The sequence below is a fragment of the Acinetobacter sp. USHLN143 genome (assembly GCF_037145695.1).
In the GTDB taxonomy this organism is placed as follows: domain Bacteria; phylum Pseudomonadota; class Gammaproteobacteria; order Pseudomonadales; family Moraxellaceae; genus Acinetobacter; species Acinetobacter fasciculus.
This window is the reverse complement of sequence record NZ_JBBCWZ010000061.1, coordinates 1-17,744: the sequence shown is the minus strand read 5'-3', so window position 1 is coordinate 17,744 and position 17,744 is coordinate 1. Positions and strand designations below refer to the sequence as shown.

The 17,744-nt window shown below is 44.1% G+C and carries 16 protein-coding genes and 1 pseudogene; 11 read left to right on the top strand and 6 right to left on the bottom strand.

Going from position 1 to position 17,744, the window contains the following annotated elements:
* Both WFH18_RS13420 and WFH18_RS13415 read left to right on the top strand, forming a co-directional pair.
* Positions 1-84: pseudogene (locus WFH18_RS13420) on the top strand (IS1 family transposase); the annotation flags it as partial.
* A gap of 186 nt (positions 85-270) precedes the next feature.
* Positions 271-903, top strand: a complete 633-nt coding sequence (locus tag WFH18_RS13415) for an HNH endonuclease (protein WP_228277133.1) — start codon at positions 271-273, stop codon at positions 901-903.
* A 79-nt stretch (positions 904-982) separates the two neighbouring features.
* Here the strand turns inward: WFH18_RS13415 and WFH18_RS13410 are convergent, their stop codons facing one another.
* The 5 genes from WFH18_RS13410 to hemF form a co-directional block, all read right to left on the bottom strand.
* The gene (locus WFH18_RS13410; RefSeq protein WP_004281542.1) at positions 983-1,192 is read right to left on the bottom strand and encodes a cold-shock protein; all 210 of its coding nucleotides are present in this window, start codon (positions 1,190-1,192) and stop codon (positions 983-985) included.
* A gap of 347 nt (positions 1,193-1,539) precedes the next feature.
* Positions 1,540-3,363 (bottom strand): acyl-CoA dehydrogenase C-terminal domain-containing protein, encoded by a 1,824-nt coding sequence (locus tag WFH18_RS13405; RefSeq protein ID WP_004732327.1) that lies wholly within the window; start codon positions 3,361-3,363, stop codon positions 1,540-1,542.
* Positions 3,364-3,761: 398 nt separating this feature from the next.
* Positions 3,762-4,550: a shikimate dehydrogenase gene (gene aroE / locus WFH18_RS13400; protein ID WP_004732325.1), complete on the bottom strand. Its 789-nt coding sequence runs from the start codon at positions 4,548-4,550 to the stop codon at positions 3,762-3,764.
* Between the two features lie 99 nt (positions 4,551-4,649).
* Positions 4,650-4,856 carry a hypothetical protein gene (locus tag WFH18_RS13395; RefSeq protein ID WP_004732323.1) on the bottom strand — a complete coding sequence of 69 codons (207 nt, stop codon included), beginning with the start codon at positions 4,854-4,856 and terminating at the stop codon, positions 4,650-4,652.
* 134 nt (positions 4,857-4,990) lie between these two features.
* Positions 4,991-5,947, bottom strand: coding sequence for an oxygen-dependent coproporphyrinogen oxidase (hemF, locus tag WFH18_RS13390; protein ID WP_004732322.1), 957 nt, complete (start codon positions 5,945-5,947; stop codon positions 4,991-4,993).
* A gap of 237 nt (positions 5,948-6,184) precedes the next feature.
* On the opposite strand from hemF, the gene hemN reads away from it, so the two are divergent.
* Positions 6,185-7,558, top strand: coding sequence for an oxygen-independent coproporphyrinogen III oxidase (hemN, locus tag WFH18_RS13385; protein ID WP_004732320.1), 1,374 nt, complete (start codon positions 6,185-6,187; stop codon positions 7,556-7,558).
* Between the two features lie 138 nt (positions 7,559-7,696).
* On the opposite strand, the gene ribA is transcribed toward hemN, so the two are convergent.
* Positions 7,697-8,299, bottom strand: coding sequence for a GTP cyclohydrolase II (gene ribA / locus WFH18_RS13380; RefSeq protein ID WP_004645027.1), 603 nt, complete (start codon positions 8,297-8,299; stop codon positions 7,697-7,699).
* 308 nt (positions 8,300-8,607) lie between these two features.
* On the opposite strand from ribA, the gene dxs reads away from it, so the two are divergent.
* The 8 genes from dxs to WFH18_RS13340 all read left to right on the top strand — a co-directional run bounded on the left by dxs (position 8,608) and on the right by WFH18_RS13340 (position 17,525).
* Positions 8,608-10,518 carry a 1-deoxy-D-xylulose-5-phosphate synthase gene (gene dxs, locus WFH18_RS13375; RefSeq protein ID WP_004732318.1) on the top strand — a complete coding sequence of 637 codons (1,911 nt, stop codon included), beginning with the start codon at positions 8,608-8,610 and terminating at the stop codon, positions 10,516-10,518.
* Between the two features lie 114 nt (positions 10,519-10,632).
* The gene (locus WFH18_RS13370; RefSeq protein WP_004281534.1) at positions 10,633-11,463 is read left to right on the top strand and encodes an inositol monophosphatase family protein; all 831 of its coding nucleotides are present in this window, start codon (positions 10,633-10,635) and stop codon (positions 11,461-11,463) included.
* Positions 11,464-12,015: 552 nt separating this feature from the next.
* On the top strand, positions 12,016-13,890 hold the full coding sequence (locus WFH18_RS13365) for a DEAD/DEAH box helicase (protein WP_004732315.1): 1,875 nt from the start codon (positions 12,016-12,018) through the stop codon (positions 13,888-13,890).
* Between the two features lie 406 nt (positions 13,891-14,296).
* A complete protein-coding gene (locus tag WFH18_RS13360) occupies positions 14,297-15,115 on the top strand; it encodes an ABC transporter ATP-binding protein (RefSeq protein ID WP_004645032.1) in 819 nt (272 codons plus the stop codon).
* On the top strand, positions 15,112-15,891 hold the full coding sequence (gene mlaE, locus WFH18_RS13355; protein WP_121980334.1) for a lipid asymmetry maintenance ABC transporter permease subunit MlaE: 780 nt from the start codon (positions 15,112-15,114) through the stop codon (positions 15,889-15,891). Before WFH18_RS13360 ends, mlaE begins: the two co-directional genes overlap by 4 nt.
* Entirely contained in the window at positions 15,891-16,568 is a 678-nt protein-coding gene (gene mlaD, locus WFH18_RS13350; RefSeq protein ID WP_004732312.1) for an outer membrane lipid asymmetry maintenance protein MlaD, read from the top strand. The genes mlaE and mlaD overlap by 1 nt, the downstream gene beginning before the upstream one ends.
* Positions 16,569-16,586: 18 nt before the next feature.
* A complete protein-coding gene (locus WFH18_RS13345) occupies positions 16,587-17,219 on the top strand; it encodes an MlaC/ttg2D family ABC transporter substrate-binding protein (protein WP_004732310.1) in 633 nt (210 codons plus the stop codon).
* Between the two features lie 15 nt (positions 17,220-17,234).
* Positions 17,235-17,525 carry an STAS domain-containing protein gene (locus WFH18_RS13340; protein WP_004732307.1) on the top strand — a complete coding sequence of 97 codons (291 nt, stop codon included), beginning with the start codon at positions 17,235-17,237 and terminating at the stop codon, positions 17,523-17,525.
* Positions 17,526-17,744: the final 219 nt, after the last annotated feature.

Sequence of the window (17,744 nt, the reverse complement as noted above, 5' to 3'; positions counted from 1 at the left end):
AGTTGCAACTTTTCTAAAAAGCTCGAAAATCATTTTAAAGCCTTTGATTTGACTTTCTTTTACCTTAATAACGGATTTGTTTAACGCCAGCATACTTTTTGAAACACCACCTTCTTTTTATATCGACGACCGCAAAAAGCCTCTGAAATTAAAAATCAATTCTATCTTTATGGTGCAGGCCGTATAGCCAAGATTATTGCACCTACTGCCATTCCTCAAAATCATCAAAAACGCCGAACCAAACCGGTCTTTGCGAAAGTGATCGATGGTATGCGTTTTATAGATCCTATTCTGCAGTCCGATTTGGAAGATTTTCAATGGGCTTTTAAACCACGCGGAAATACTTGGGCACATTTTTTTCAACAATATGGCATGAATGAGATCACGGCAGATGATTTTTGGCGATTACTTAAATTAGCGGGAAGAGGAGAAAAACAGGACACTTTACTAGATACGCATTTGCGTCAAGAAATCCTTGATTATAGTGTTGAAGATCAATATGCAAGGGTAAAGGTTCGCGGTTCGCCACACCAGAAATTTGCTTTACAAGTTAAACTTAATTATCAATATCAATGTGCGATCTCAGGCATTAAGGCCAAAGCCTTTTTAGTGGCTTCTCATATCGTACCCTGGTCTGAAAATCAGGCACATCGAAAAAATCCGCGTAATGGAATTTGTTTATCTTCTTTATTGGATCAAGCTTTCGATCAGGGATTTATCACGTTGGATGAAGGGCTTAAAGTGTGTATCGCGAATCAGGCCAAGCAAGATGCGAGTTTATACGCCTATTTAAAACCCTATCACGGTAAGCGAATCGACGTACCAAAACGTTTTGCCCCTGATCCGGTATTTTTAGCCTGGCATAGAGCACACCGTTTTTTAGATCAACCCAATGATCTTTAAAAACTAGAGCGGTATGAGAAAATGATAGGCACAAAAAAAGCACTCTAAGAGTGCTTTTTTTCAATATCTTGCTTCTAGATTATAGAGCAACGATATTTACAGCTGTAGGGCCTTTTTGGCCTTGAGCTACGCTGAAAGAAACCTTTTGGCCTTCAACTAAAGTTTTGAAACCTGAACCAGTGATTTCGCTGAAGTGAGCAAAAACGTCTGGACCTGATTCTTGTTGAATGAAACCGAAACCTTTAGTTTCGTTGAACCATTTTACTGTACCGTTAACTGTATTAGACATAATATAACCTATTGAATCGTATGAATTTATAGCCAAAATTTCAGATGACTAACTGTAACTTTGAAAAATAAAAAGGATGGAGCTTTTTGATCTGTAATACGAAGGTTTATGACTAAAACTGCGATACTTAAAAGAAGACTAACCAAAACAAGAATTTTTCTAGTTGGGATTATCATACCGCTTATTTTCAGATATACAAGCGTTTTATTTGGCTAATTTATTAGGATGTTGAAAAATATAAAATTAAATTTGTATATTTTCTATCCAGAAAGGTTTTTTAAGTTAAACAAGGGTATCTACATCAATAAAAAGAGCGCCGAAGCGCCCTTTTTAACTCAATTTACAGCTTAGTAGTCAAAGCTAAAGTGTTCTGGTGCCAGTGCCGTCATGGTTTTAGAGGGATTCACCATCGCTTCAGCATGACCTTGAGTACGTGGCAGAATACGTTCAAAGTAGAAATCAGCAGTTTTGATTTTCGCTTTATAGAATTCTGGAACTTCCGTACCGTCATTAGAAGCTAGTTTGGCTGAAGCGACTGCAGCTTGCTGTGCCCAGAAGTAGGCCATCATCACATAACCGGAGAACATTAGGAAATCGACTGACGCAGAAGACACAATGTCACGATCCTTACGTGCAGCCAGCATGATACGCACGGTTAACGCATTCCACTGTGCACATAGCTTGGTCAAATCCCAGGCAAAGCGGCGCATGTATTTATTGCGTGCATGCTGACCGCAGAATTTCAGGATTTCAGCAGTGTAATCACGAATAACTTTACCTTTTGATGTCAACAGCACTTTACGGCCAATCAGATCCAGTGCCTGAACACCTGTTGTGCCTTCATACAGGGTAGAGATACGTGAGTCACGTACGATCTGTTCCATGCCCCATTCTTTGATATAGCCATGTCCACCGAAGACTTGCATACCGTGATTTGATGCCTCATAACCCATTTCGGTCAGGAAGCCTTTCAGGATTGGAGTATAGAACCCAAGATGGTCATCATGCTGTTCAAATGCTGCAGTATCGCCACGCAGCAAAGCATCATTCATGTTGTCGGCAATTTGCGCAGCATGATAAATCATGGCACGGCCACCTTCAGCAATGGCTTTTTGCGTCAACAGCATACGGCGTACATCGGCATGATGAATGATCGCATCCGCCACTTTTTCTGGATCTTTTTTGCCAGACAAGGCACGCATTGACATACGTTCTTTAGCATAAGGTAAAGCACCCTGGAACGACAGTTCAGCATGACAAATACCCTGAATCGCAGTACCAATACGCGCCGTGTTCATAAAGGTGAACATAGCGTGCAAGCCTTTATTCGGTTCGCCAATCAGGTAGCCAGTCGCATTGTCAAAATTCAGTACAGCCGTTGCTGAAGCGCGAATCCCCATTTTGTGTTCAATCGAACCACAGTTCACTGGATTACGCTCGCCGATCCCGCCATCTGCAGCAGCAATAAATTTCGGTACGATAAACAGAGAAATCCCTTTGGTACCTTGCGGCGCATCTGGAAGGCGTGCCAGTACGATATGTACGATATTTTCAGTCAGGTCGTGCTCACCTGCGGAAATAAAGATTTTGGTGCCTGAAATGGCATAGCTGCCATCTTCTTTCGGCTCTGCTTTGGTCTTAACTTGACCCAAGTCAGTACCACATTGCGGCTCAGTCAGACACATGGTGCCCGCCCAAGTTCCTGCAACTAAGTGAGGCAGATACGTGTTTTTCTGCTCATCGGTACCATATTGCATGATAGTGTTGATACAACCCACACTTAAACCCGGATACATCTGGAATGACCAGTTTGCAGTCCCCATCATTTCCGATTTGATCAGGTTTAAAGACATTGGCAGGTTTTGGCCACCAAATTCTTCAGGATAAGACAGACCTTGCCAGCCACCTTGTACGAACTGGTCGTAAGCTTCTTTAAAGCCTTTCGGTGTTTTTACTTCGCCATTTTCAAAATGACAGCCTTCTTCATCACCGCTTTGATTCAACGGCGACAGTACATTTTCACAGAAATCTGCAGCGCCTTCTAAGATCATATCTACCGTGTCGGCATCGGCATATTCACCATTCGACAAATTCTGGTAGTGCGCAGGGTAGTCAAGCACTTCATTCATAAGGAAGCGAATGTCGTGTAAAGGGGCTTTATATGCTGGCATGCGTTTAATCCTGATTGAAATTAGTTTTGGATTATCTGTATCGATTCTTTGATTATTCACATTCGGGATAAAAAAACATTGATGAATTCAGTGAATAAAAATGTCAGAAAAGCGAATCGATTTTTAAGGCTAATGAATGAAATCATCGAATTTCATCATTAGGTGTTTACATTACAGGAAGATTAAAAACTTGTTATATCAATGGAATTTAATGAGTTAAAAGGTGATTTGTCCAGTATGTTTTTGTATGAATTGTGCTCGGATTCAGGTCGCAAAATAACTCATTCTAAAATGTCATTAAAACCAATTCATGGTTTTTCAGCTTATAAAAAGTAGTAGGAGGAGAGTAAAGGGTTGCAGTTGCAACCCGAACTGAACTCATTGGAGAGATAGGGGTTTTAAAGAAACTCTTTTAAATCCGGCTTGATACCATTCCAGATGTAAAAAGATTCAATTGCCTGACCGACCAGCATGCCAAAACCTTCAGATGTCGGTACACCGCGTACTTTGGCTTGATCGAGAAAGGAAGAAGGTTTGCCATAGGCCATTTCATAGGCCCGTTTAAACTGTAACGCCTCTGGTAAAACCAAAGCATCACCACTGAGGCTGGCAGAGGTGGCATTAATCACCAAATCAAATTCACCGGCTAAAGTGTCTAGTGAAATCGCCTGTAATTCGACTTGCGGTACGGCATTCTGAAGATCAGCGACCAGTTGTTCCGCCCGTGCCAAGGTACGATTGGCGATCACGATTTTTTTCGCACCTGCCTGGGCTAGGGGATAGATTACACCACGCGTGGCACCGCCTGCACCAATAATTAAAATATCTGTATTTTCCAGTGGCCAGTCCAAGGCACGGATGGCTTCAACCAGTCCCTGACCATCGGTATTGTCGCCATGCAGGATGCCATTTTCCATCCATAGCGTATTCACGGCTTTGGCAATTTTGGCCCGTTCACTCAGTACCTGACAGTGGGCAAAAGCCTGTTCTTTAAAGGGTACGGTGACATTCATGCCACTACCGCCATTGCTAAAGAACTCCTGAATGTTGGCTTCAAAGCCATCCAGTGGCGCCAGAAGTTTAGTGTAATTCAGGTCGACACCAGTTTTAGCAGCAAAGGCATGATGCAATTCTGGAGAACGTGACTGTTCAATCGGGTTGCCAATCACGGCAAATTGTTTGCTCATTTCACAATGTCCATGTGCGGAAATGGCCATCAATATACGTGAAAAAGCGCAGGGACTAAAGCCTGCGCGATTTTGAATTACTGCTAAGTTATTAGGATTTTAGGAACTGCAAATATCCATAATATGTTCCGCAAACATCAGCGCCATACTGAGAACAACCCCAAGCCCAGTCAGGATACTCACCAGAATAGCGGCGCCATCCAGAATCAGGTTGTGACTCAAAATTGCGGTACTCATCGCGCTGATGGCAAGAGCCAAAAAAAGCCAAAAGGCCAACACAGGTAGATTTAATTGAAGATTATGCATTGTTATTCTCACTAGACATCAAATGGAATGTGATCGATGTAGCGATAGGGTGCCCCGATCAAATCAGATATTTCTATGCAGCAGTATAGAGGATATATCTATTAAAACAGCCCTCTATTTGAGGGCCGTTTGTATCATTTCATTGCGTTGGATTTTAATTCTGTTAACCAGTCATGTGGTTTCAGGTAGTAATCTGTTAAACGTTTTTCCGGTGAGCCTTCATCCCATTCAGGGCGATATGACCATCCGGTAAGCGGGGGCAAGCTGACCAGAATCGATTCAATCCGGCCACCAGTCTGCAAACCAAACAGGGTGCCGCGGTCATAAACCAGATTGTATTCCACATAACGGCCGCGACGGTATAACTGGAATTCGCGTTGTGCTTCGGTATAAGGCTTATCCTGATTGCGCTGGAAAATCGGCAGAATGGCTTCCAGGTAACCATTGCCTATAGCCTGCAGATACTGGAAACAGGTTTCAAAATCCCATTGATTCAGATCGTCAAAAAATAAACCACCCACACCGCGCTGTTCATCACGATGTTTTAAATAAAAATAGTTATCACACCATTGTTTATGTTCAGGATAAACTTCTTCGCCAAATGGCACACACAGATCATGCGCCGTTTGATGCCAAGACAGTACATCTTCATCATTCGGATAAAACGGGGTCAGGTCAAAACCGCCACCAAACCACCAGATCGGATCCTGACCTTCTTTTTCTGCCACAAATAAACGCACGTTGGCATGCGAAGTCGGTACATTCGGATTTTTTGGATGGATGACCAGTGATACTCCCATTGCTTGCGCTTTGGCACCAGCAATATTGGGATGGCGTTCGGTCGCAGAAGCGGGCAGCTTGGAAATGTTGATGTGGGAGAACATCACACCGCCTTTTTCAATTACCGTACCATTTTGCAAAACACGTGAACGGCCGCCACCACCTTCCGGACGCTCCCAGTCATCGATGATAAATTCGGCTGTACCGCCGCCAGTACGTTCCTGTTGTTCTAGTGCCGCACAAATCCGTGCCTGCAAGTCGAGGAGAAATTCACGAACGCGTTGAATATCCGCAGATGTAGGATGCTGCATCAGAGCCTCGTAGGGAAATAAAAAACTAATTACATCAAAGCATAAAATCAGTCAAAGATTAAGGTCTAATTTGGTGATGCAGTTGATCGGTCCAGACTTTAAATTTCAAGCTTCATAAGCAGAATGCATGATTAAATCCGACCAAATGGCTAGGTTGAATTCTTCTTTCAAGCTCAGCACAATAACTCACAAGCGCTCATTGGCTTGAGCATTTCTCGATGGTAATAGGTGGGTGTCATGTCGGTACAGGTCAATTCCCTGATTCAAAAATACAATGTTCCCGGGCCACGCTATACTAGTTATCCTACGGTTCCGTATTGGGAAGAGCAGAATTTCTCGCTGGAACAATGGAAGCAAACGCTAAAAAAGTCTTTTGATGAATCCAATCAAAGCGAAGGCATTAGCTTGTATATCCACCTGCCATTTTGCGAAAGCCTGTGTACCTTTTGTGGTTGCCATAAGAGAGTCACAAAAAAACATGAAATGGAACAGCCTTATATTCAGGCAGTGTTGAAAGAATGGGATTTATATTGTGAGCTATTACAAGAAAAGCCCATCATTAAAGAAATTCATTTGGGTGGGGGAACGCCGACCTTTTTTTCAATGGCGCATCTGGCTCAACTGATTCAAGGCATTCTGGCCAAAGCAGATGTAGCGCCTGTACATGAATTCAGTTTTGAAGGCCATCCTAATAATACCATGCGTGAGCATTTGCAAGGTTTATATGACCTTGGCTTTCGTCGAGTCAGTTATGGGGTACAGGATTATAATGAAACCGTGCAAAAGGCGATTCACCGGATTCAGCCTTATGAAAATGTTAAACAGGTAACCGAATGGGCGCGAGAAATTGGCTATGAATCGATTTCCCATGATCTGGTCTTTGGTCTGCCATTTCAGAGTCTGGAAGATGTTTTAAATACTATTGAACAAACCAATTCGCTCTTGCCGGACCGTCTGGCTTTATATAGCTATGCACATGTGCCTTGGATTAAAGGCAATGGTCAGCGCGGTTTTAAAGATGCCGATGTGCCCAAAGATGCAATCAAACGGGAATGCTATGAAGAAGGTAAAAAGAAGTTACTCGCGCATGGTTATCATGAAATCGGCATGGATCATTTTGCCTTAGAAAAAGATGCGATGTACCAGTCCTTTCAAGCAGGAACATTACACCGCAATTTTATGGGGTACACCGCCTCTAAAACCCAGGTGATGATTGGGCTGGGCATTTCTTCGATCAGCGATAGCTGGTATAGCTTTGCGCAGAATGTGAAAACCATTGAAGAATATTATGAATGCCTGGCGCGCAATGAAATTCCGGTATTTAAAGGGCATGTCTTAAATCAGGAAGATCTGATTATTCGGCAACATATTCTAAATCTGATGTGCAGCTTTAGCACCTCATGGGGAAATCCCGAATTACGTTTCCCTGAAATTGATGAAGTTTTGGAACAGCTTGAGGAAATGGAACAGGATGGTTTGATTCAATTTTCAGACTCGTCAGTCACGATACTGGAGAAAGGGAAACCATTTGTACGCAATATTTGTATGGCTTTTGATTTACGTTTAAAGCAGCGGGTGCCAGAGAACCGGATTTTTTCCATGACGATTTAATCTTCCCCTAACTCCATTTTTAAGAAAAAGAGGGAAAGCCTCCCTGAGCAAGACTTAAGTATGGCTTTAAGTCGAAGCGCAAGAAAGGGAGGTTTGGAGGGATTAAGTTAAAATAAGGTGGGGCGGGGGTTAAAAATATTAAAAATCATCCTTTTTATAAAGATGTGCCATGCGTTCGTGCTTGGTCTTGAGATATTGTTCATTAAAAGGGTTTAAACCCACAGTCAAAGGCACACGATCGATCACATTAATCCCCTGGGCTTTTAAAGCCTCAATTTTGGAAGGATTATTGGTCACGAGACGTACTGCTTTCACCTGTAAATGATCCAGCATGATGCTGCACATATCATACTGACGTGCATCTGCTGGCAGGTTCAGCATTAAATTGGCATCTACGGTGTCATGTCCCTGATCTTGCAGGGCATAAGCGCGAATTTTATTGGTCAGGCCAATGCCACGACCTTCCTGACGCAAATACAGAATGACTCCGCGGCCTAATTCATTGATCAGTTTTAAAGTCGCTTGCAATTGCGGGCCACAGTCGCATTTGAGTGAAGCAAAGGCATCACCGGTTAAACATTCAGAATGCACACGCACCACTACAGGCTCATCTGATACTTCTTCAAGTCCTTTGGAAAGTGCGACATGTTCTTCGCCAGTCTTAGGGTCTTGAAATACAGTAATTTTAAATTCACCGTGAGCGGTAGGTAATCTTGACGTTGCGACAAATTCGATTGGCACAGCTGAACCCGTTAAATCCTGAAATTGGCTAAAGTATAGCGTAATGCTTGAACATTGGTAGAATTGCAAAGTCGAAATTCTGCAATAGATTTTCTTTTTTGTAGAAAGCGAACGATAATAGTTGATAAATAGTAAGATTATTCAGGATAATCGTAGGCTGCAATTTTTCACCCCGACGAGATCATTGTTTAATATTGCATCGCTAGAAGCGTAGCTGAATTGAAGCTGCTACAATTCAGCTATATGATCGGGTACTCCCCATTGACCTAGCTTTAGATTTGCCAGGCTTTAGAAGGCTTTGCCATAATATGCTGTATACAGAAATCCCAACTCAACGCCCTGTAACACCGTTGCTTGATGCGATCAATCATCCTGAGCAACTGCGTGCACTCGAGCAAAGCCAGCTGGAACAAGTGGCGGATGAGTTACGTCAATTCATTTTGTATGCTGCCGGGCAAAGTGGCGGACATTTTGGTGCCAACCTCGGTGTAATTGAGCTCACCGTGGCCTTACACTATTGCTTTAATACGCCACATGATCGCCTGATCTGGGATGTAGGTCATCAGGCCTATCCGCATAAAGTGTTGACTGGTCGTCGTGAACAGCTCACCACCATTCGTGCCAAAGACGGTCTGGCAGCGTTCCCGGCTCGTGAAGAATCTGAGTTTGATACTTTTGGGGTAGGGCATTCTTCGACGGCAATTTCTGCTGGCCTAGGTATGGCGCTTGCACGTCGTTATCAGAATAATCCGTGTGAAGTTGTGTCAATTATTGGCGATGGCGCCATGACGGCAGGTATGGCTTTTGAAGCCTTGAATGATGCCGTGGCACACAGTGCTGATCTGATGGTGGTGCTGAACGACAATGATATGTCGATTTCTTGCAGTACCGGTGGTTTTGCCAAACATCTGGCTGCCATTTGGGAGCGCGGTGAGTTCGTTAATGTTACCGAGCAGGGTGAGGCATATGTACAGCCACATCCAGAATGGTTGTATAACTCGCGTTTGCACAGTGCAGCGACCGATGCTGCAGATAACTTATTCCAAGCCATTGGCTTTGACTATTTTGGCCCGTACGATGGTCATGATGTCAAACAGCTGGTGCATGTCTTTAATGCGCTGAAAAAGCGTAAAGGCCCACGCCTGATTCATATCTATACTAAAAAAGGCAAAGGCTTTGCTCCGGCAGAATCCGATCAAATCAAATATCACGCGATTAGCAAAATCAACGCCGTTGCCGCCAGCAATACTGCACCGAAATATTCGGATGTATTTGGACAATGGCTTTGCGATGAAGCGGCACAAGATGCCCGTTTGCTCGCAATCACACCTGCGATGTGCGAAGGCTCAGGCATGGTCAAATTTGCCAAAGAATATCCAGAACGTTTCTTTGATGTCGCGATTGCCGAACAGCATGCGGTTACCTTGGCTGCCGGTATGGCTTGTGAGGGCTTGAAGCCGGTGGTTGCAATTTACTCGACTTTCCTGCAACGCGGTTATGATCAACTGGTACATGACGTGGCTTTGCAGAATCTGGATGTTACTTTCGGTATTGATCGTGCCGGTCTGGTTGGTGAAGATGGGCCGACGCATGCCGGTGCTTATGACTATGCCTATATGCGTACTATCCCGAATATCGTGATCATGGCGCCGAAAGACGAAAATGAATGCCGTCAAATGCTGCATACAGCGTATTTGTATCCAGGGCCGGCAGCGGTACGTTATCCGCGTGGCAATGGACTGGGCGTCGATATCCAGCAAAAGATGATCGAGATTCCGATCGGTCAGGCGGAAATTGTGGCCAGCTTTAATGGGCAGTATGATGAATATATTTCTGTACTGGCATTTGGTAGCCGGGTACAGGCTGCAGTCGACGCTGCTGAAGCATTTGCCGTGAAACATGAGATTGGCGTGCGTGTGGTTAACATGCGTTTTGTCAAACCACTGGATACTCAAATGCTCGATGATCTCGCTTTAAGCACCAGTCTGTTTGTCACGGTGGAAGAACATGCAGTGATGGGCGGTGCAGGTAGTGCCGTGAATGAATATCTGGCAGAAGCACAGATTGTCAAACCGATGTTGAATCTGGGTCTGGATGATACGTTTATGGCGCAAGCGACCCATGCACAGATGTTGCAGCAAGCGGGTCTGGATGCGCAAGGCATTGAAAAATCGATCAATCAGGCTTGGTCCAGCCTGGGGCAAAGCGTCTTGTCATAAGTTCTTAAAAATTTTAGACACATTTTTCCCAAAAAAGCCCCGATATTTGCTAAGATATCGGGGCTTTTATGCATTATTCTTTATCAGTGTCTTCAAATTTGTAGTGGGTGTTCAATGGAACCTATGGTGGTGATGGCTGCGCGTGCGGCTCAGTTAGTTGGTCAAGAGCTTTTAAAAGCGCATCAGAATCGTCATAAACTCGATCTACAAGTCGAAGAAAAAGGAATTGATGGTCCGGTAACGCGTGTAGATCGTTATTTGGAACAGTTGACCATCGATACCCTACGTAAAAGCTATAAAAATCACAGTTTCCTTGGTGAAGAGTTTGGCTATCAGGAAGGTAAAGGTCATGACGCCGATTGGTGTTGGGTGATCGATCCGCTAGATGGTACTTTAAACTTCATTAACGGTTTCCCGCATTTCTGTATCTCTATCGCAGTTCAGCACAAAGGCATTACTCAACACGGGGTGATTTATGACCCGGTGAAAGATGAGCTATTCTCTGCCAGTCGTGGTCGTGGTGCCATGATGAACCAGCGCCGTATTCGTGTGAATGTTAAAGACAGCCTGGAAAATACTTTTATGGCTGTTGGTCACGCTTATCGTGCCAAGCGTAATGGCGAAGTTGTGTCTTATGCCAAGAACCATTTTCAAACCCTGTTAAATGTAACTGAAGCTGGCGCGCAATATCGTCGTTCAGGTTCTGCAGCATTGGATTTAGCCTATGTTGCTGCAGGTCGTTTCGATGGTTATTTCGAACTTGGTTTAAAGCCTTGGGATATCGCAGCTGGCGAATTGATCGTGAAAGAAGCAGGCGGTACTGTAGTTGATGCACGTGGTGGTAGCGACTCTATGGAAAATGGTCAAGTTTTGGCTTGTTCAATGAAAATGCTTAAGCCTTTAATGCAAGCAGTTGTTCCTGCTTGGGGTGAAGCAGCAAAATAATCGGGTTTAGATGAATCAGATCTAATATTGAGAAAAGGCGTCCTTCGGGATGCCTTTTTTATGCATGGGAATCTAGGTCACCAGTTACTGATATAAAGTTGTTGATCTTTGCTTGAATACTGGAAATATCAGGTGAATTGGCGAAAAGTGACTTTTTATACCACCTGTTACATTTTTTATTATATTTTAAGTATTAGAAATATATAGATAAATTATGAATAAGGAAAATTAGTTTTAAAACTTAATGACATTGTGGAATATTCTGCTATAATTCCGCCACGCACTTAATTTCTGTTCTTTACCTGAACACTATCTTCTAATCATTGTATGCGCGTGCTGTCCATAGAGAGGACATATCCTTCGCGCCCCAATCGCTTAAGCGATTCCTTCAGGTTTGCGGCCGTAATCATGCGTGCGTTATATCCACATCGTCGTTACTCGGATCGCTGCTGAATCCTAATATTTTCAGCATTATTTGCTGTGCCGCTTTTTGCCGATGTCCATAATTGTTATTTATTAAATGGAGCACCCACTTCAGGGTGAATACTCTCTATGAGCAAAACTTTTGCTGATTTTTCCCTCGACGAATCTCTAACCCAGGCTCTCGACGCTTTAGGCTTTACTACTCCTACTCCTGTACAAGAACAAGCGATTCCAGCTGCGCTTGAAGGCAAAGACCTTCTTGTGTCAAGCCAAACAGGTTCTGGTAAAACTGCTGCATTCTTACTGCCTACGTTAAATGCGTTGGCAAACCAAGATACATTAGTACCGTTTAAAGACCGTATGAAAGCGGTTACTCAACCGAATATTTTGGTGATTTCACCGACTCGTGAATTGGCACAACAGGTATGTCAAGACGCAATCGCATTTGTACGTCACATGAAAGGTGTTCGTATTGCGGCAATCATGGGCGGTATGCCTTTCGGTAAGCAAATTCAACAGTTAAAAGGCGCGCAAGTTGTTGTTGCAACTCCAGGTCGTCTACTTGACTTGGTGAATCGTCGTCAAATCAAATTGGATAAAGTTGACGCGTTAATCGTCGATGAAGCTGACCGTATGCTTGACCTGGGTTTCTCTGAAGACTTAGAAGCAATTGGTGAGTTGGCTGCAAACCGCAAACAGACTCTTATGTTCTCTGCGACTTTTGCACCACGTATCATTACACTTGCAGAACGCATGATGAATGACCCAATGCGTATTTCGATCGAAACTGGTCACTCTACAAATACTGATATTACTCAGACTTTGCATTGGACTGACGGTTTCGAGCACAAGAAAAAACTTCTTACTCACTGGTTGAACGAAGAAGACGTTGATCAAGCAGTTGTATTTGCGTCAACTCAAGAAGATACAGATATGTTGGCTGAAGAACTTGCTGAAGCAGGTCTATCAGTTGTAGCGCTTCACGGTGCTATGCCACAAACTGTTCGTAACCGTCGTTTACGTAGCATTCGTGAAGGTCGTGCGAAGATTCTGGTTGCAACTGACGTTGCAGCGCGTGGTCTTGACGTACCAACAATTTCACACGTAATCAACTTCGGTCTTCCAATGAAGAACGAAGACTATGTACACCGTATCGGTCGTACAGGTCGTGCGGGTCGTACTGGTAAAGCAATTACTTTGGCGACTTACCGTGAACGCGGTAAAATCCGTGCTTTGGAAGACTTCCTTGATGCGCGTCTAAACGTATCTGAAATTGAAGGTCTTGAGCCATCTCCACCTCCTGCACGTGGTAGCCGTGATGGCGCTGGTCGCGGTCGTGGCCGTGATGGCGGTCGTCGTGATGGCGGTCGTGGTGGTTTCGGTGGCGGTCGTCGTTTTGAAGGCGAAAGCAACTTCAAACGTCGTGAAGGCGGTGATGATCGTCCACGTCGTAGCTTCGATGACAAACCTCGTGGCGAACGTCCAGCATTTGGCGAAGATCGTCCACGTCGTGACTTTGGTGATCGTCCTGCTCCACGTCGTGAAGGCGGTTTCGGTGATCGTCCACAACGTTCGTTTGATGACCGTCCAAAGCGTGACTTCGGTGATCGTCCTGCTCCACGTCGTGAAGGCGGTTTCGGTGATCGTCCACAACGTTCGTTTGATGACCGTCCAAAGCGTGACTTCGGTGATCGTCCAGCTCCACGTCGTGAAGGTGGTTTTGGTGACCGTCCTCGTTCTAATGATGACAACCGTGGCAACCGTGTAGATTATAAACCAGCTCGTGAAGGCGGTTATGGTGATCGTCCAAAACGTGATTTTGGTGATCGTTCAGCTCCACGTCGTGAAGGCGGTTTCGGTGATCGTCCAGCGCGTTCATTCGGTGATGACCGTCCAAAGCGTGATTTCGGTGATCGTCCAGTACGTCGCAACTTTGATGACAAGCCACGTGGTGAACGTTCGTTCGGTGGTGAAGATCGTCCACGTCGTAAATTTAACGACTAATTCAGTCGCTAGATGAAGATAAAAAAACCGGTAGAAATACCGGTTTTTTTATGCATTGAGTTTTTTGCTTTTTAACGTAAAATGTCTACTAAATCATATTTTGTCAGGGTTATGATAATTATTAATATGAAAAGCTTAGCTCTTCGATCTCAATTGATAGAGGTGTATATGCCATATATCGCATTGACTTTGATTTTATGTAATATTATCTATTATTTATACAGTCTTTTTAATTAATCAATGTGCTTGAATCAAGCTTAAGTGCATATTTTTATTATAAAAAATACGAAATAATCCATTGTTGTCATTTTTTTATGATATTAAACCATCTTTTTCAACTGCTAACATTTTGAACTTCGTTCCTTTATAGTATGCATGCTGAAAAAATGCAGGAATAAACTCAGCTATGAAAAATCAAACAGCGCGAGATACTCAATCTCTGATTGAAGTCAAGAATCTGAGCTTCAAGCGGGGTGAGCGCGTGATTTATGACGACGTGAGTTTAAATATTCGTCGTGGGCAGATTACCGCCATTATGGGACCATCCGGTACTGGTAAAACCACCTTATTAAGACTGATTGGTGGGCAGCTGGTTCCTGAGCACGGTCAGGTTTTATTGGACGGCAAGGATATTGCCACGATGTCACGTTCCGAACTTTTTTCAGCACGTGCACGGATGGGCATGCTGTTTCAGAGCGGTGCTTTGTTTACCGATATGAGCGTGTATGAAAATGTCGCATTTCCGATTCGGGCACATACCAAATTGCCGGAACATCTGATTAAGGAAATCGTGGCACTGAAGCTGGAATCAGTCGGTTTACGTGGTGCAGAACAGATGATGCCATCTGAACTATCCGGTGGTATGAACCGACGCGTGGCTTTGGCCCGTGCGATTGCGCTAGATCCTGAGCTGATCATGTACGATGAACCGTTTGCCGGACAAGATCCGATTGTGATGGGCGTTTTGACTCGTCTGATCCGTTCATTACGTGAAGCACTAGACTTGACCACGATTATTGTCTCGCATGATGTTGCAGAAACTTTATCGATTGCGGACTACATTTATGTGGTGGCAGAAGGCAAAATTCAGGGCGAGGGCACACCAGCAGAGCTGAAAGCGCATCCGTCTGCTTTTGTACAGCAATTCCTGACCGGTTCGGTAGAAGGTCCGGTGGATTATCAGTTTAGTCATCAAGCTTATTTAAGTGATGAGGTTCGTTCATGAATGTAATTGCCGCATTAGGTAGACGCGTTATTGAACGTGTACAGGGGATTGGGGTCGCGACCCTGATGCTGTTGCAGATTTTATTTTCCATGCCGACCTGGCTTGGCGTAAAGCTGTTTATTTATCAGATGTATCGGGTTGGGGTATTGTCCCTGCTGATTATTATGGTTTCTGGCCTGTTTATTGGTGCCGTGCTTGGTTTGCAGATGTTTAGCATCTTGTCGACCTTTGGTAGTGAGTCGATGCTAGGAACAGCGGTCGCGTTGACCTTGCTGCGTGAACTGGCACCTGTGGTCGCTGCTTTGCTATTTGCAGGACGTGCCGGTTCAGCCTTGACTGCGGAAATTGGCCTGATGAAAGCTACTGAACAATTGTCCAGTATGGAAATGATCGGTGTCGATCCATTGAAGCGGGTGATTTCGCCGCGTCTTTGGGCAGGGATTTTTAGCTTGCCAATGCTTTCCGTCATCTTTGCCGCAGTTGGCATTATGGGCGGTAAAATGGTCGGGGTAGATTTCCTGGGTGCCGATGAAGGCGCTTATTGGAGCGGCATGGAAAGCAGCGTGCAATTCTATAAAGATGTCTTGAATGGCACCATTATTAAAAGTTTTGTATTCGCATTAATTTGTACCTGGATTGCGGTGTATCAAGGCTATGCTTGTGTCCCGACATCGGAAGGTATTGCAACTTCTACAACGCGTACAGTCGTGTATTCTTCGCTGTGCGTTTTAGGCTTTGACTTTGTGTTGACTGCGGTCATGTTCGGAGGTGTTTAATGAAATCACGTACTAGTGAGCTGGCCGTTGGTGTTTTTGTTATTTTGTTTGCGATTGCCTTATTTTTCCTGGCGATGCGTGTCAGTGGTCTGGTCGGACACAATATTTCCGACAGCTATAAAATGACAGCGACTTTTGAAAATGTAAATGGGATCAAGCCGCGTGCTAAGGTGGCATTGAGTGGTGTGAAAGTGGGGCAGGTGGATGACATTACCCTGGATCCAGTGACGCGTCTGGCGACCGTACATATGACCCTAGATGGCTCCTTGACCTCGTTTAATACTGAACAGTTAAAGCAGGTTCAGCAGGAAGCACTGGAAGAGTTACGTTATAGTTCAGACTATACTGCGGCTACCCCTGCGCAACAAAAAGACATGGAAAAACAACTCTTAGCTAACATGAAATCCATCACCAATATTGATGAGGATGCTTATATTATGGTAGCGACCAATGGGTTATTGGGTGAAAAATACCTGAAAATTATTCCAGGTGGTGGTCTGAACTATTTGCAGCGCGGTGATCAGATTGCCAATACCCAAGGCACCATGGAAATTGAAGATTTAGTGACGAAGTTCATTACTGGCGGTGCCGGTAAATCGTCGGATAGTCAAGAAACTGCCCCAGAACAGGCGACAGTTTCAGAATCGACTGATGCAGAACCTGCATTTGTTGAATAATAGATTGAGGAGATTTCAGTGAAGACTTTAGTAAAACAAACGCTTACAGCAAGCATTCTTTCCACAATGGTTGCTGGTACAGTGTTTGCTGCACCGTCTGAAGCACCACCTGCTTTTATTAAAAAAGTGGCAGATGGTTTGATTGAGCGCCTCAAAGCTGATAATGCAAAATTGCAGAACAATCCGGCGCTGGTCAAAGCGATTGTCCGCCAGAATTTGGATCCATACATTGATTCACAGTCTTTCACGCGTATTGTGATGGGGACTTATGCAACGAACCAGTATAGTACGGCTGCACAGCGCGCACAGTTTGAAAAGAATTTCCGTGAAACGCTCATTGAAAATTATGGTTCTGCATTTTCCAAGTTCAGCAATCAGACCTATAGCGTACGTCCATACAAGGCTAGCAATAGCAAAAACCCTGTTGTAACCATCGACTTTAATAATAAAGGCGAAAAAATTCCGGTAGCGTTTCAGCTGGTGGACAAAGGTTCACAATGGAAAATCCGCAACATCAATGTATCGGGTATTGATCTAGGTTTGCAATTCCGTAACCAGTTTGCTGCGACAGTCAAACGTAATGGCGGTAACATAGATAAAGCTATTGCTAACTTCAAACCGGATGCAGAAGCTGCAATCGACAAGAAATAATCAGATAGGTGAGCCGTGATTGTATTCAAGGATCAGGAATTGCAGGTTTCAGGCAAGATTGACTATGCTAATGCGCAGGACTATTACTTAGATGGTCTGCGTGTGGTTCAGTCGCAGAGCAAGTTTCCGCTTGTGGTTAATCTGGCTGGGCTTGAAAGTGGCAGTACTTTGGCTTTGGCAGTATTGGTGCGCTGGTTGCGCCAGACTCCTCAAGCGCAAGGACTACAGTTTAAAGCTGTCCCTGCTAAAATGATGAATATCATTCAGGCCTGTCATTTACAGGATGATTTACAAATCATTCAGTAAATAAAAAAGCACCGAAAGGTGCTTTTTTATTGTTGATACATTTTAAAAGTAAATTCCTTCCTTTATCAAAAGGAGGTTAGGAAGGATTAAAATATGACCTCACCCTAACCCTCTCCTAAAAGGCATAGGTATCTACACATCTATGAGATACCTAATGCCATTGTGGCTATCTCATTGAGTTCATCTATTGAATATTCCGAGAGCAGTTGAAGAGTGTTC